At 40.0% G+C, this 15,236-nt stretch carries 14 protein-coding genes; 8 read left to right on the plus strand and 6 right to left on the minus strand.

All coding sequences use genetic code 11. The features are described 5' to 3' along the window. Positions 1 to 499: 499 nt before the first annotated feature. Complete coding sequence (locus AY601_RS25780) at positions 500 to 682, minus strand: hypothetical protein (RefSeq protein ID WP_157288011.1); 183 nt, start codon at positions 680 to 682, stop codon at positions 500 to 502. Between the two features lie 173 nt (positions 683 to 855). Between AY601_RS25780 and AY601_RS19090 the strand changes: the two genes are divergently transcribed. After that, positions 856 to 1,194 (plus strand): hypothetical protein, encoded by a 339-nt coding sequence (locus tag AY601_RS19090; protein ID WP_068404029.1) that lies wholly within the window; start codon positions 856 to 858, stop codon positions 1,192 to 1,194. 55 nt (positions 1,195 to 1,249) lie between these two features. On the opposite strand, the gene AY601_RS19095 is transcribed toward AY601_RS19090, so the two are convergent. Further along, positions 1,250 to 1,732 carry a hypothetical protein gene (locus tag AY601_RS19095; protein ID WP_068404030.1) on the minus strand — a complete coding sequence of 161 codons (483 nt, stop codon included), beginning with the start codon at positions 1,730 to 1,732 and terminating at the stop codon, positions 1,250 to 1,252. A 27-nt stretch (positions 1,733 to 1,759) separates the two neighbouring features. Continuing rightward, entirely contained in the window at positions 1,760 to 2,149 is a 390-nt protein-coding gene (locus AY601_RS19100) for a DUF3592 domain-containing protein (RefSeq protein ID WP_068404032.1), read from the minus strand. 213 nt (positions 2,150 to 2,362) lie between these two features. On the opposite strand from AY601_RS19100, the gene AY601_RS19105 reads away from it, so the two are divergent. Continuing rightward, positions 2,363 to 2,608: a hypothetical protein gene (locus tag AY601_RS19105; protein ID WP_068404037.1), complete on the plus strand. Its 246-nt coding sequence runs from the start codon at positions 2,363 to 2,365 to the stop codon at positions 2,606 to 2,608. 87 nt (positions 2,609 to 2,695) lie between these two features. Here the strand turns inward: AY601_RS19105 and AY601_RS19110 are convergent, their stop codons facing one another. Next, positions 2,696 to 3,883 carry a formimidoylglutamase gene (locus tag AY601_RS19110; protein ID WP_068404039.1) on the minus strand — a complete coding sequence of 396 codons (1,188 nt, stop codon included), beginning with the start codon at positions 3,881 to 3,883 and terminating at the stop codon, positions 2,696 to 2,698. 73 nt (positions 3,884 to 3,956) lie between these two features. Between AY601_RS19110 and AY601_RS19115 the strand changes: the two genes are divergently transcribed. The 6 genes from AY601_RS19115 (at position 3,957) to AY601_RS19140 (ending at position 11,478) form a co-directional block, all read left to right on the plus strand. Next, positions 3,957 to 4,925, plus strand: coding sequence for an NAD-dependent epimerase/dehydratase family protein (locus AY601_RS19115; RefSeq protein WP_068404044.1), 969 nt, complete (start codon positions 3,957 to 3,959; stop codon positions 4,923 to 4,925). 1 nt (position 4,926) lies between these two features. Next, the gene (locus AY601_RS19120) at positions 4,927 to 6,225 is read left to right on the plus strand and encodes an HAD-IB family phosphatase (RefSeq protein ID WP_068404045.1); all 1,299 of its coding nucleotides are present in this window, start codon (positions 4,927 to 4,929) and stop codon (positions 6,223 to 6,225) included. 1 nt (position 6,226) lies between these two features. Beyond that, on the plus strand, positions 6,227 to 7,186 hold the full coding sequence (locus AY601_RS19125) for a tryptophan 2,3-dioxygenase family protein (protein WP_068404052.1): 960 nt from the start codon (positions 6,227 to 6,229) through the stop codon (positions 7,184 to 7,186). Positions 7,187 to 7,313: 127 nt separating this feature from the next. Further along, on the plus strand, positions 7,314 to 8,378 hold the full coding sequence (locus tag AY601_RS19130; protein ID WP_068404055.1) for a branched-chain amino acid aminotransferase: 1,065 nt from the start codon (positions 7,314 to 7,316) through the stop codon (positions 8,376 to 8,378). Positions 8,379 to 8,497: 119 nt separating this feature from the next. After that, the gene (locus AY601_RS19135) at positions 8,498 to 9,226 is read left to right on the plus strand and encodes a DUF4377 domain-containing protein (protein WP_068404057.1); all 729 of its coding nucleotides are present in this window, start codon (positions 8,498 to 8,500) and stop codon (positions 9,224 to 9,226) included. 131 nt (positions 9,227 to 9,357) lie between these two features. Beyond that, positions 9,358 to 11,478 carry a S9 family peptidase gene (locus AY601_RS19140; RefSeq protein ID WP_068404059.1) on the plus strand — a complete coding sequence of 707 codons (2,121 nt, stop codon included), beginning with the start codon at positions 9,358 to 9,360 and terminating at the stop codon, positions 11,476 to 11,478. A gap of 86 nt (positions 11,479 to 11,564) precedes the next feature. On the opposite strand, the gene AY601_RS19145 is transcribed toward AY601_RS19140, so the two are convergent. Further along, the gene (locus AY601_RS19145) at positions 11,565 to 13,346 is read right to left on the minus strand and encodes a hypothetical protein (RefSeq protein WP_068404061.1); all 1,782 of its coding nucleotides are present in this window, start codon (positions 13,344 to 13,346) and stop codon (positions 11,565 to 11,567) included. 60 nt (positions 13,347 to 13,406) lie between these two features. After that, entirely contained in the window at positions 13,407 to 15,182 is a 1,776-nt protein-coding gene (locus AY601_RS19150; protein ID WP_068407726.1) for a hypothetical protein, read from the minus strand. Positions 15,183 to 15,236: the final 54 nt, after the last annotated feature.

Genomic DNA, 15,236 nt, shown 5'->3' on the forward strand with positions numbered 1-15,236 from the left:
ATGGGAATGACTCAGCCGAAACAAGGCCGGGCTGTTCGTAAATAAATTCAAAATAGCTAAATAATAAAGCTATATCGGCCGGGTACTGCCTGAGTACTGGTCGGGTACTCGTTAGGGTAAGAGCAGTGCTAAAGTAACGCGGGAGCATGGCAAGTCCAAGTCAAAACAACTAGTTGAAATGACTTGGACTTGCCATAGTTAAAGCCCGTTCTCAGCCTGTTGTCATCCCGACCACCACTCAGGCACAACCAAACCATAACTAGTTGAATATTAATGAAATTATAATTCCCCCTTGGACTAACCCATGGACAACTGCGGACAATTGCAGACAGCTGCGGACAATTGCGGACATTTTTTACGCATCAGGATAATCTTTAACGCGAATAGCTTACATTGGTGGAAAAGCAATTATTTATTATGGGAAGTTTAACGGGTAAATTTTCAAAGGGAATCCTGGGCGATTTCATTTTTAAAGCAGCAGTTTGGCGTACTGGTTGTTTCAAAAGGTCTGTACTGGGCAAAAGGAAACAAGCAATGGAAACCCAAAATCATTCACAACCTTGAGCATTAGAATTGCATTTTCTTCAGACACATTGATCCAAATATCGAGATCACCTGTGTGACGGGGCTTACCATGGAATGCCAATGCATAACCTCCGGCAACCATGTACTCAACATTCATTATATTGGTTTAACAAAATCTTCGGCTAACATTATGCGTTCTTTTCTTTACCAGCTTAGTTTTATCCATTCAATCCAATAGTTTTTCACAAAAAAATATTTTTTCACAGAAATCATTAAATAATAACAAGAATTTTTAAATATATTTAGGATTAATCAACCAATCCTGCCCTTATGAGAAAATTAATGATCAATGCAATGATCGCTGGCTGTATGCTGGGATCATTAACACTTCAGCCAGTTATGGCAGCAGCAACAGCTAAAATTGTAAAAGCCAGAGTTGCAGCCATCGATTATGGCAAAGTAAAACAAGGCAAATATATTGTCTCTTTGTTTGGAGATAGTGCCCAGAATTTTACCAGTGCACAAGTGTATGACACAATTAGTGGTACATGGCTAAATGTAACCTCCATTACGGGAAGAATTTCTCCTGATGGCAAGGCAAATGCAGTGATCCGCTACGACAATGGTACTAAGACTTTGTATGTGGTTAACCAATCATTTATTCAGTAATACCCAAAAAGCCCGGCGATTCGCTGGGCTTTTTATGCAGCTCTTATGCAGCGCATTACTTTTTATTCAACCCGGACGGCAACGCAATCTCGTCCATATTCGCAAGAATTGCATTTTCAATTAACACAACCCTTTTCTTTAGCAAAGCTGCCATTTCTACCGTAGGTGCAATATTAAAAGGATAACAATCTGCAGCTGACAAACCTCCTTCAACGTTTGAAATCCACTTTTTAGCCAGATCAACATAATCAGCAAGTACATGAACCGTATTTTTAGGGCCGTAAATATCAAGGTACATCGGAGGAAGATCACCTACAACCACCCATAAAAAGTTATCATCCTTACTCGCTGCATTATCAATTTCATATAAAAAGACACATAACTTCTCCCCCAGATTAAAATACAGAGAAGATGCCATAACAGCTTTACACCAGGGAAACCCTTTGAGGTATTGAGTTGCGCGCTCCTGCATCAGGACCACTTCACCATAAAAGTCAAGATTTTCTTGTAATTCAGTTGTTTTTATTGGGTAGATCATAATTAGCGTGAAGGTAAGAATCGCCTGTTAAAAGTCCCAACTTCCATCCCCTGAATAGGAATAATAACAGGAAATAAAAATCATAATCAATCCAGCCACCATAAAACCAAACTCTATATATTCAGAAGACTTATTGTCAAGAATGAAATTCTTACTATCTCCCTGTTCGTAAATAACTTTTACAGACTCTCCTTTTCTGTAAGCTGAAGGCATTGACCCCAATGAATACTCCTCTTCCATACGAACTCCATCTAATGTTTCATAACTCACAATCGGATAATAACTCCTCCCACTCAATACAATATCAGAAACAACACCTGAAGTTTTAACTCCAAACTTCTTAAAACGCTTCCGGTCAATAACTTTAAAAAGTCCAAAACCTGACAACAATAAACCCACAATTAATAAATATACCATCTGATTATCCTTCTTAAAAACCTCAATTTCAATTTATTACGTTAACACTGCTATTAGACAGGTGAACGCTTCCCAATATACCATTTAAACGATAACAAAGCCAATCATGTAGCGACTTATTTACGTTAAAATAAAAAATCATACCATATAATTAACAATCCTATCTAACGTATTGTAAAGCGTGTCAACTCCTATTACTAGCTAGGCCTGTATATGTCCGCAGAGCAGATTTTCGGGTTTCATGATGGCCCGATGATTAACCGTTTAACCAGGACAGTTCAGCAAATCCTTTTGCAATACTATCCTTCTAAAAATGAAACGCACCAGTTTAATGAAGATAGCTTTGCTAGCTTGAAGGGTTTTGATTTTAATATAGATTCTCCGATGAACAAAAGTTTATGGACAGAGCCAACCATTAGCCTATCAGGCCATGAACTCAAAGTCAATTTGCAGAAATGAATATAGCGGAGGAATTGAAATTCCCAAAAGTCACCACTGGAACTTTTGTTCCTCAAAAACAAGACAAATGGACATCATCCAATTGGTCTAAAGCAGCTTTTGATAAGTACGCCACCATAAATCAGGCACTTCCCCATTAACAGCCATTGTATAATCTTCATACCGGCAAGGCACCAAATGGAAACGCTCGTTTTTAGACACTCCCGAAGGATAGGGAACCTGCATCCACCAGCGGTCAGATTTCTTGCTTTTTACAAAAAGCATTTCACCTGAACCATCATTCAAACTTGCACGGTAAATTAAATATTGAGACTTAGGATTTAATGGAAAATCTTTTTTACGGTTATAAAAACCATCTACAAAATACCAAACCATCTGGCCCAGCAACATCGCTGATTGGCTGCCATGATCAAACGCGGGGTTAAATTCATAAAAACCAATAGAGGTTAACTTATCATTTAATCCCGCATAATGGGCAATCTTACAAGCCTGCTCGCCATAAAAACCATTCGGGCCGGCATTCCCATTTGCAGAAGAATCCGAAGAACGGATGCAGGAGAAATCAAAGCTCATCATGTTTGCATTCCTGATCACGGGTTCAGCAGAACTTACATCTGTCAGAAACTCACCCAAACGGTGAACATCGAAATATAATTTATTCATCACCTTAAGACTGTCCTGATTAACCAGGTAAGTCTGATAACCGATGTTACTAAAATTAAACAGATAATTAGGCTGATGCATGAAAATCCTGTTCAGATAAGTATCCGATCGGGTCGCAATACTCTCCTGTTCATTTTCATCCTCATCCAGATCAAATCTGCTATCCACCACCACCAGGTCCACCTTCTGCTCTAAAGCTTCATAAGCCATATACTGTGCATAAGTCAGATCCTGCCCGCCGCCTATAATAACCGGAACGATATCCAGTCTCATCAGCTCAGTTACTACCATTTTAAGCGCAACATAAGTATCAGAAATTGTTGCTCCGGCTATGATATTCCCCAGATCAACAATTCTGCTCTCAAATGCACCTTCATGCAGTAAATAAAACTGCTCCCGGAAATAATCCGGTCCTAAAGAGCAACCGTTGTTATTCACCGCACCACGGTCATCCTTTACCCCCAGAACCGCGATATCGAAGGTTTTATCACCCAGTTCAGGAAATTTTTCAGTATAAAAACTTGCCTTCATTCCCAGCTGACTGGTATAAAAGCCCTGTTTAGGCGTGAATTTTTCGAGAGCTAAAGGGGAGAAAAAATCGGATAAGGACATAATTAATGGTATCTATGCTGTCAAATATCTATTTTTGAGATCATATATTAATGAACATCCTAAAAAAAATGAAATGATTTTAGTTACCGGTGCCACAGGATTTTTAGGAGCTGAACTCATTTGCCAGCTTACCGGGCAGGGACAAAAAGTACGTGCCCTGAAAAGAGAAGACTCCGTAATTCCTGCGATACTCTCCGGCAATACATTGATTGAATGGATAGTAGCCGACATTAATGACCTCTCTTCACTTGATGATGCTTTTGAGAATATCACAAAAGTATACCACTGTGCAGCTAAAGTATCATTTGATCCAAAAGATAAAGCAACCCTGCTGAAAGTTAACATTGAAGGGACCAGTAATGTGGCTAATTTATGTGTACACCATAACGTAAGGCTCCTTCACGTGAGTTCTGTTGCCGCATTGGGTGAAGCCAAAAAAGGGATGCAGATTACCGAAAAAGACTTTTGGGAATATGATGCCAATGTCCATTCCTATGCAATTTCCAAATATGAAGGAGAAATGGAAGTATGGCGCAGCATAGCTGAAGGCCTGGACGCAGTGATTGTGAATCCATCGGTCATCATTGGCCATAATGCCGGATATACAGGCAGTGGTGCCATCTTCAAACTCGTTAAAGATGGTTTAGGCTATTATACCAAAGGGGCAACAGGAATTGTAGACGTTGAAGATGTCGCAAAAAGCATGATTCTGTTGATGGAAAGTGAGATCACAGGTGAAAGATTTACAATATCAGCAGAGAATTACTATTATAAGCAGTTTTTTTCAGAGATTGCCAAAGGAATGGGTGTTAAAGCCCCATCCAAAGAAGCTAAACCATGGATGCTTGGTCTTGCGTGGCGGGCAGCAAAATTAGCATCTTTATTTACAGGAAAAGCAGCCGCACTAACCAGCGATGCCGCCAAAAGCAGTTTAAATATAAGTTTATACAGTAACGATAAAATCAGGAATAGTACGGGTATCACCTTTAAGCCCCTGCATCAAAGCATTCAGGAAGTATGTGCAGGTTTAAAAAAACTTTAAAATGAAGCAAAAGAATATTTACATCATTGATTTCGACAGCACTTTCACACAGGTAGAGGCTCTTGATGAGCTTGCCCGCATTTCCCTCAAAAAGCATCCGGATAAGGAAGCCATCTTTAAGAAGATTGAAGACCTGACGAACCTGGCGATGGAAGGCAAACTATCATTTGGTGAAAGTCTGGCGCAAAGAGTAAAGTTACTGGAAGCTTCAGAAGATCACCTGAAACAATTGATTACCCGGTTAAAGAAGAAAGTATCCAAATCTTTTTCCCGAAATGCAGAGTTCTTTAAAAAACACGCGGATCAGGTATTGATCGTATCGGGCGGATTTAAAGAGTTTATTACCCCGGTCGTGAGCCAGTACCATATCAAAAAAGAAAATATCTACGCGAATACTTTTGTGACTACAGGCGATGGCAAAATCATTGATTATGATCATTCCAACCCCTTAAGTGAAGAAGGTGGAAAAGTAAAACTGATGCAGCACCTGAATCTTGAAGGCGATTTATACGGAATCGGTGATGGGTATTCGGATTTTCAGCTTCGGGAAAGCGGAATGATTAAGAAATTCTTCGCTTTTACAGAGAATATTTCCAGAGAAAGTATCGTGAGCAGAGCTGACCATGTTACGCCTAGCTTTGACGAATTTTTATACGTTAATAACCTGCCACGGGCGATTTCTTATCCAAAAAACAGGATTTTATGTCTCGCAATCGGAGATATTCCAGAAGAAAGCCTGGCACTTTTTAAGAAAGACGGTCTTTCAATCCGTCACAAAACTTCCTTTGAAGACAAATATGTAAAAGATGTCCATATGATTTTGCTGGGAAAAGGCGAGAAAATGGATCCTGAGAAATTAAAAATTGCGCTGAAGCTAAAAACAATCGGTTACCTGGGCAATACACTTAGTAAAATGGATTTGCAAGCTTGTACAGCTATGGGCATCGTAGTTTTTGAAGATCCAAAAAACAACCCGAGAAATGCTAATTTCATCCCTAAAAGGATGTTGGATTTCATGAATAAAGGCACTACTTATCTGAGTGTTAACTTTCCGAATTTACAGTTGCCGAGAATTGACGCTTCACACCGTTTGATTCACGTCCACCATAATGTTCCGGGGATCATGGCGCAGATCAATACTGTTTTTGCGAAACATAATATCAACATTGTAGGCCAGTTCCTGATGACCAATTCATTGATTGGGTATGCGATCACGGATATCAATGCAGAATATGACAAGGACCTTTTTAAGTCTTTAAAGAAAATTGAACATACTATAAAATTCAGAGTACTTTATTAAAATGGAGCTTACACCAGAAATAAAAAGCAAGCTGGACAAACTACAGGAAAAGTATGAAGCAATGGGCCAGGACATGGCCGCCTATTTAGATGGGTTGCTTTATGCCGACTTCTTAACCTATTGGGATTATATCCATCTTGACACCTTATTGAGTCTTCAGAGTCCGAAAACACCTTTTCCGGACGAAGAGATTTTCATCATGTACCATCAGATTACAGAGCTTTATTTTAAGCTTTGCCTGCATGAGTGCAAACAAATTGCGGAACATCCTGCACTAACGGTCGCATTTTTTACAACCCGCGTAAAACGTATCAATGCTTATTTCAATGCACTGACCAGCTCTTTCGACGTGATGGTAGAGGGTATGGAGAAGGAACAGTTCCTTAAATTCAGGATGTCGTTGTTACCAGCCAGTGGTTTTCAATCTGCGCAGTACAGAATGATCGAAATTTGTGCGACAAATTTTACCAGATTGGTAGACAAGAGCAAAAGGGAAGAACTGGCCAATGCGAGTCTGGAAGAGAAGTTTGAAAACATCTACTGGAAATTCGGGGCGACTGAATTGTCGAGTGGAAAACAGACCCTGACTTTAAAACAGTTCATCACCAAATATGCTGCACAGTTTTTGCAATTGGTCAAAGACAGGGAGTTCACTAATTTCTCTGCCTTATACGCCAGGTTTGAAACCGAGGGTCAGGATGTTAGTTTACTAGCCGAAGAGTTAAGAAAACTGGATCTGTTCGTGAATGTGGAGTGGCCGTTGTCACACTATAAGTCGGCAGTCAGATATCTGGAACGTGATCCGGTAGACATCGCTGCTACAGGAGGGACCAACTGGCAGAAATACTTGCCTCCGCGTTTCCAGAAAAGAATCTTTTATCCGTTTTTATGGACGTCCGAACAAGTTGAAGAATGGGGTAAGTCGTGGGTGTTGACTGTACTGAAAAGTATAAAAAAATAAGTTGGCCCTGACGAACCGCTCTTTATTGATAATGTAGCGCTCAATACCGGACAAATGTCATAAAGAGAAATAATATATTATATAAGACGAATATTTCGTAATTTTGTACTGATAAATAAGAGAAACCGTGATAGATACATTAACTATAAAAACCACAAAAGCTGGTCATTCCAGACTGGCTGAAACAGATTATACTGACTTGCCTTTTGGAAAAGTTTTTACAGACCATATGTTCGTAGCTGATTATGAAGATGGTGAATGGAAAAATTTCGAAATCCTTCCTTACGGCCCGATTCCGATGAGCCCTGCTATTTCTGCTTTACACTATGGACAGGCAATTTTCGAAGGGCTGAAAGCTTATAAACAAGCGGACGGTGGTGTAAGCGTATTCAGAGCTGATAAAAACTTTGCACGTTTCAATAAATCTGCTACCCGTATGGCGATGGCAAATATTCCTGAGGAAGTTTTCATGCAGGGTATTGCTGCGCTGATTGACATTGATAAAGCATGGGTTCCGGCTGAAGAAAATTATTCTTTATACCTCAGACCAGTGATGTTCGCTACAGACCCTGTTTTAGGGGTAAGACCGTCTTCAACATACAAGTTTGTAATTTTGGCTAATCCAAGTGCTCCTTATTACAGCAAACCTTTAAAAGTTAAAATTGAGACGCATTATACACGTTCTGCTGAAGGTGGTGTTGGTGCAGCAAAAACTGCCGGAAATTATTCAAGGGCAATGCTTCCGACTGTAGAAGCCCAGGCTGAAGGTTTTGATCAATTGATCTGGACAGACGCTAAAGAGCATAAATACTTAGAAGAATCTGGTGCAGCTAACCTGATGTTTGTCATTAATGGTAAAATTGTAACACCTGAAGTTCGTGAAACGATTCTGGATGGTGTAACCAGAGATACGATTATCCTGCTGGCAAAAAGCATGGGTACTGAAGTAGAAGAAAGAAGAGTATCGATCCAGGAAGTGCTGGATAACATCGAAAACGGAAGCTTAACAGAGGCTTTTGCTGTAGGTACTGCTGCAACAGTTACACAGATCAGTGAGCTCACCTATGAAGGTAAAACTTACCAGTTAACAGATCCTGCTACACGTACCGTTTCTACTGGAATTGCTAAAAAATTAAATGACATCCGTTACGGAATTACAGCTGATGAATTCGGCTGGAACTGGTCAATTTAATTCAAAATAAAATAATTTAAAAAAATGGGGATGTTCATCGTATATGAGCATCCCTTTTTTTATATTTATGGAAAGGCAGCCATTCCGGCATCCTGTTGGGGTAACATAGCAAACATACCATGAAAACACAATTCAAAAACTTCAGCACCAAATTAATTCTGACCCTGATTTTTATAGCTGGCCTTTCCAGTTATAGCAAAGCGGAAGACATCCGGATGGTTATCAAAGAAGAGCGTGCAAATTGTACAGGTATGGGGCCTCAAACCTGTTACCTGGTCAAATATACAGCCAGTAAGGACTGGGAATTTTTATATGGTGGTATCTTAGGGTTCAGTTATCAGCCTGGTTACCGGTATACCCTGCTGGTTTCACGGACCAAAAGAGCAAATGTTCCGGCAGATGCTTCCAGCTATAGCTACAAAGTAAAAAGGGTTTTAAAACGCCAGAAAATATCACGTGGTATCGAAAGCACAATTACAAATACTGCTGAAGCAAACTTCATTTTTAATCATAAATGGAACTTAATCCAGCTAAACGGGATTACCCAGGAAGAATCACCTGCTTACCTGATCTTTCACCGCGAAGATCAGCGGTTCAACGGTTCTGCGGGTTGCAATTCCATTTTCGGAAGTTATGAATTCAGCAAAGGCGCGATCACGTTTAAACAGATCGGAAGCACTATGATGGCCTGTTCAGAAGAGAAGATGAAATTGGAAAATGATTTTGTAAACCTGCTGAACGATAAAACATTCAGATACGACATTGCTGATCAGACCCTGAACTTTTATCTGGGCAATAAACTGGTCGCCATGTTCGGAATGTCTGGCCTGGAAACCGGCAACCCATAATAAATTAAAGATATCTTCAGGAAAGCATGCTGCATTAAACGCAGCATGCTTTTTTTTATCAGGTAACATCTATTACACAATACAAATAATGCGCCTTTGCTTTCTTAGTTTTGTGCCACTAAATTTCCCATATGAAGAATCCTTTACTATTTGGTCTGGCAGCCGGACTCTGTTTCAGTTTCAATCTGCAAGCCCAGGAGCACAGACTTAATTTTGCACAAACGCAGGGGCTTTCCCCTTCGTTAACCAAAAGCCTGAATAAAGTTACAGGCTGGAGTGATGAAAACCACTACATAGAAAAAGACGAGAAAACGCGAAGTTTATATGCGGTAGATATCAATTCAGGTGCAAAAACTGCCTATACACCACCACCGAAAAGTGATGTAGAAGTAACAGTAAAAGACAATGATGTTTATATTCAATATGGTAAATCAGCACCTAAACGCTTAACCAATACGCCTGAAGAAGAGCTAAATCCAACCCTTTCTCCAGATGGAAAATATGTAGCCTTTACCCGTAAAAGCGACCTTTATGCCGTTGATGTGATTACAGGCAAAGAAATCAGATATACCACCGATGCTACCGATGTGATTTATAATGGATATTCTTCGTGGGTTTATTTCGAGGAAATATTAGGCCGCCCTACAAAATACAAGTCATTCTGGTGGGCTCCGGATAGCAAGCACCTTGCTTTTATGCGTTTTGACGATACTAACGTACCGATGTTCCCGATTAATGGTTCAACAGGTCAGCATGGTTACGTAGAGAAAACCCGTTATCCAAAAGCTGGTGACCCTAATCCTGAAGTTAAAATAGGTTTTGTTCCTTCGGCAGGTGGTGCTATTGTATGGGCTGATTTCAACGAAAAAGACGATCAATATTTTGGAACTCCATACTGGAGCTACGATGGCAGCAATATGATGGTGCAATGGATGAACCGCGGACAGGATAACCTGAAGTTTTACGCTGTTAAACCAGAGACTGGCGCTAAAAAAGAAATCTATAATGAGAAACAATCATCGTGGGTAGATCTGGATTACGATGGCCGCATTACCTATTTAGAGGACAAACAACATTATATCCTAAAAAGCGATAAAACAGGCTGGGCGCATTACTACTTGTATACCCTGAACGGCAAACTGGTGAATCCATTGACCAGTGGTAAATGGCAGGTAAAAGACATTGTTAAAGTTGATGAAAAGAACAAAATAGTTTATTTCACTGCAAACAAAGAAGCTTCTACCACTACCGATTTATACCGTGTAAACTACAATGGTAAAGATTTAAAAAGACTGACTTTTGGAAACTATACCCACGAAGTCGAAATGTCCCCTTCGGGCGATAAATTCATCACGACCTATTCCAATGTGTCCACTCCGTACAAACAAGCCCTGGTTGATCACAATGGAAAAATTATCAAAGAAATCGCGGATAGCAAAGCTGCTGATTTCGCCAGTTACAATATCGGAAAGACAGAAATGATCACCATCCCAACTGATGATGGTTATAACCTGCCAGCAGTAATCACTTACCCGATAGACTTTGATCAGACTAAACAATATCCTGTGATATTCAGTATTTACGGCGGCCCTAATGCCGGAACTGTAAAGAATACCTGGAAAAAAGCGGACCTGCAATGGTGGGCAAATGAAGGTATTATCCAGATAGAAGTAGATCACCGTGCTTCTGGTAAATTCGGTAAAGAAGGTGTAGCCTTAATGCATAGAAATCTGAGTAAATGGGAAATGAAGGATTACATTACCGCTGCGAAATGGTTAAAAGCAAAACCGTGGGTGAACAATAAAAAGCTGCTGATTACCGGACACAGCTACGGTGGCTATATCACGACGATGGCTTTAACCTATGGTGCTGATTATTTTGATTTTGGTTACGCAGGAGCTCCGGTTACGAGCTGGGAGCTTTATGATAGTGTATATGCTGAACGTTTTATGGATACACCTAAGGAAAATCCTGAAGGGTACAAAAATGCTTCAGTGTTAACCTATACGAACAAGTACAAAGGTCTGATGCGCATTATGCACGGTGATATGGATGACAATGTCCATATGCAAAATACGATCCAGCTGATCAATAAATTAGAAGACGAGAATAAACACTTTGAACTGATGATCTACCCAGGTGGCAGACATGGTTGGAGAGGTGTCAAAAGCAAGCATGATTTTTCAGAACGTGCCCGCTTTTATTACACTAACTTGTTAGACAAACCAGCACCTGCAGAAGTTTTACAATAAAAATAACTTCTTGAAAAAGTCAAAATGCTGAACGACTATAGTTGTTCAGCATTTTGACTTTTTCAGGATATCTATAGCTGTAAATATTATTTTTTCCTTCGCCGCCGGGCCTCTCTGCGATGTTCCCTATCGCTTTTCATCTTCTCGAACTTTGCTATCTGCGCATCTATCTCGGCCTGCTTCTCCGGCGTTAACCCAACCGTATATTTAATTCCCTGCAGTAATGTTTTCCAGATAAAACTAAAAAAAGAAATCCTCGGATCCCTTTGAAAGTAGATCGAAGCTTCAACAAATTTCCCCTTGTCATCCGGATTATCAGGCCTGATCACCAATGAATTTGCCAGCATAGAAAACAGCCCCAGTTTCACCAACCTGTTTTTCCCCTCCACTTTCTTCATCAGGCCAATTGATAAATCTTTATACCCGAAACTCAGATTACCGCTAGCCTTCGCCTCATCAGCCACTACATTAAAACTCAACTTTTTCACCAGGCCACTGTTCACCTGCAACATCCCCAAAGGCTTGGTAATCCTGTTTAAAAAACCTCCATCCATATCCCCGAGTGCACCATTATAAGAAAAAGCTCCGTTCTTAGCATTCAGATCAAACTTGAAATTGACCATCAGCTTCCCTTGTCCCATCATATAGGTATTCAAATTAGCCAGCATGAAAGGATTCTTAGCCTTCACTTTCGCCTCGTTCGTCACATTTAAAATCGTCCCTGATGTCTTCTCAAAAGTAATCCTGCCCTTCTGCTTGCTATCACTATCAAACTCCGCATAACTAATATCAACATCACTCAAATTCAACTTCTTCACCGTTAACTGTGCTTTAACCATTTGTAACAGCTGATGTGGAAATTTCCCCACCCGTTCTATGCCCTGCGAAGGCAATGCATTGTTATTAAAAACGGACACAAAACCATTCGTAATATTCATTTCTTCTGCCGCAAGTTCCTGCTTCTTGATATACAATGGCAGATCGATCCCACTCAAACTAATATCACTCAGCTGAATACTGAACCGCTCTTTGGAAAAACCAACCTTACGTCCAAAATCCATTTCCGAATACCGTGGTACTACCGCAAACTTCTTCACATTCAGTTTCCCTGTCGAAGCAGCAAACGAAAACTCGTTTAGCTGTATATGGTACAAACTATCAGGCGTAGCAAACTGATAATCATTCAAATTGATCAATACATCTTTTAACAGGTAAATCCGGGTTGGATCCGTAGCCGAATTTGCATCAATCAACCAATCCTTCATCGTAATGTCCAGCTTATCCAGCGAATCTGCTTCTGGTACAGGTAAATTTTTATTGATATACTTGAAACTCACATCCTTTAAACTGATCGTATTTACACTGACCAGCTTCAGGAACTTTGAAATATATTCATAAGGAGATTTATTTGGTCTTGGAGGCCTGTTCTCATTGAAATCAAACTGCCTGTTGATCATGACTACTTTAGGATGATCAAATAACAACTGCTCTACACTCAGCTTCTTATCCTTGTAAATAAGGAATGGATGAAAGTTACGAATGGTCAATTTTTTCAGGCTGACCTCATAAATATTGTTTGGTGCCCGTTTAAGCTTGATCAGCTTATTATAAATATTGGTATCGGGAATAATCTTCACATTACTGACAGAAGCATTCCCCAGCAGGAAATTGGTATTTACGGTAGAAAACTCAATACGATACAGGCTATCCGTAGAATTCAGTACCAAATCCTTCAGTTCTTTCATAATAACGGGCCTTAGCTTTACACTAAGATACCATGACGCCGCATCCGCTGCTGCAAACAGCAGAAACATGACAGCGGCAACCCATTTAATTACCGTAAATGTTTTTCGGGTTTTTCTCCTCATGCCTAACCAAGCGTCTAAAAATTACAATATACGTTTTTAAGAAAATAAAAACCAGTCATTTTACCTCTTCCCGTTAATTTTCTCCGCCTTTTTGACCCGGCGCTCCTTCATCTTATCCACCACTTGTTTCCGGCTTTTCTCCGGACTCTGCATCGGGATAATCCCCAATCCTATCGTTTCTCTCATCCCAACAAAAACGCTCTTCCACAACAAGTTAAAAAATGAAGCACCGGGAGGCCGCTCAAAATGGATCTTAGCCGTTCTTAAATCGCCATTTTTAGACGGATTTTCATCCTTAATAATCAATGTATTCGCTAAGAAAGAGAGTAAACCTTTTTTCTGAACTGGCTTTCCATTTTCACCTTCTTTCAACAGTTTCACTTTCAACTGATTATAGTAGAGCTGCATAGTCCCGTCAGATCCCTTTTCATTCGCCTGAACATCAAAATCTATTTTTTGTATCTGCCCAGTCTCAATTTCTACCATCCCCAACGGCTGAGCAAGTGGATTTAATTTCACCATATCTAGTTTCCCGATATGCCCCTTAAAAGAAAAAGCACCGTTTTTGGCCAGCAAATTTAACTTAATTACGATATTCAGTTGTGCTGCCTTAATCATCAGTGCATTTAAATCAGCCACGGCAAAATGATTTCTTGCCAGTGAAGAAGAATCATTGGTTACATTCAATACCTGACCAGTCAACTGGTCTATATTTACTGTTCCACGTTGCTGGGACATCGGATTATATTCTGTATAGGCAACGCTCACCTTATTCAATTTCAACGTATCAATCGTAACCGCTATGGGTAACCGCTGCAAGGCCATATGCGGAAAGTTATTTCCCTTATTTGCTGAACCTGGTGGCATCTCCCTGTTCATAAATACCTTGGCTATGGTCTGTCCGATTCTGAGGCTCTTTGCATGAATCACCCGGTCTAAATTAAATTTTACGAAATCAATCCCTGTAAAAGCGACTTCCCCAAAGACCAGATCATAACGATCTTTCTGAACTTTTAGTTTCCTGCTGAAAGCCAGGTCAGGATACATGGGGATCATTTTAAACCCTTTGATCCGGATGGTCTGGCCTGTTGCAGAGCCCGTTATGGTATCGACTTTCATGGTATAAAGCTTATCCTTCGTTAGAGAATGATAACCCGCCAGTTCAAATGATACATCTTTTGCATAATAAAATCTGGTTGTATCTTTTTCAGTAGCAGCATCCAGTTTAAAATCCCTGATCTGCACATTCAAGTGCTTTACTGAGTTTAGTAAACGGCCATCTGCTCCATTGATATAATCAAAATCAGCATCTGCAATCTTGATTCCCCCGATATGAACAGCTGCAAGCGTTTTTGAAATCAGCTCATAAAGGCTGCGTTTATCTTTAACCGTATCCGGCTTTTTATCAACTTTATTATAAATCATATTAATCGAAGGATTCTCCAGAATAATATCATTCATAATTATCTTTTTATGAAGCCACACTTTAAAGATACCGATATGACGCAACCTGAGGCGTGCCAGTTTCACCTGGAATAAGTGTGTTGGCGCGTTCCCCAATTTCTTTCTTGCATTAAAAACGGAGGTATCAGGTGCCAGCAAAATACTGTCAACAGTTACACTCCCGGCAAGCAGGTTCAGATGGATATCCTTAAAATCAATTTTATACAGATCGGCTGAACCTTCGGAAACTACCTCTTTAATTTTTTCAGTAAGGACAGGTTTCCATTGCATACTAAAATAAAGTGATGCACAACCCATACTAACAATCAGGAATAAAAGCACTCCAGCGAGCCATTTCCATATTTTCTTTTTTCCTGATGTATGGTCTGTCATATTGATGTATTTAACTAATATTACAGATAATGCCTTATAATGTTTTCGGTATTT

The organism is Pedobacter cryoconitis (genome assembly GCF_001590605.1).
In the GTDB taxonomy this organism is placed as follows: domain Bacteria; phylum Bacteroidota; class Bacteroidia; order Sphingobacteriales; family Sphingobacteriaceae; genus Pedobacter; species Pedobacter cryoconitis_A.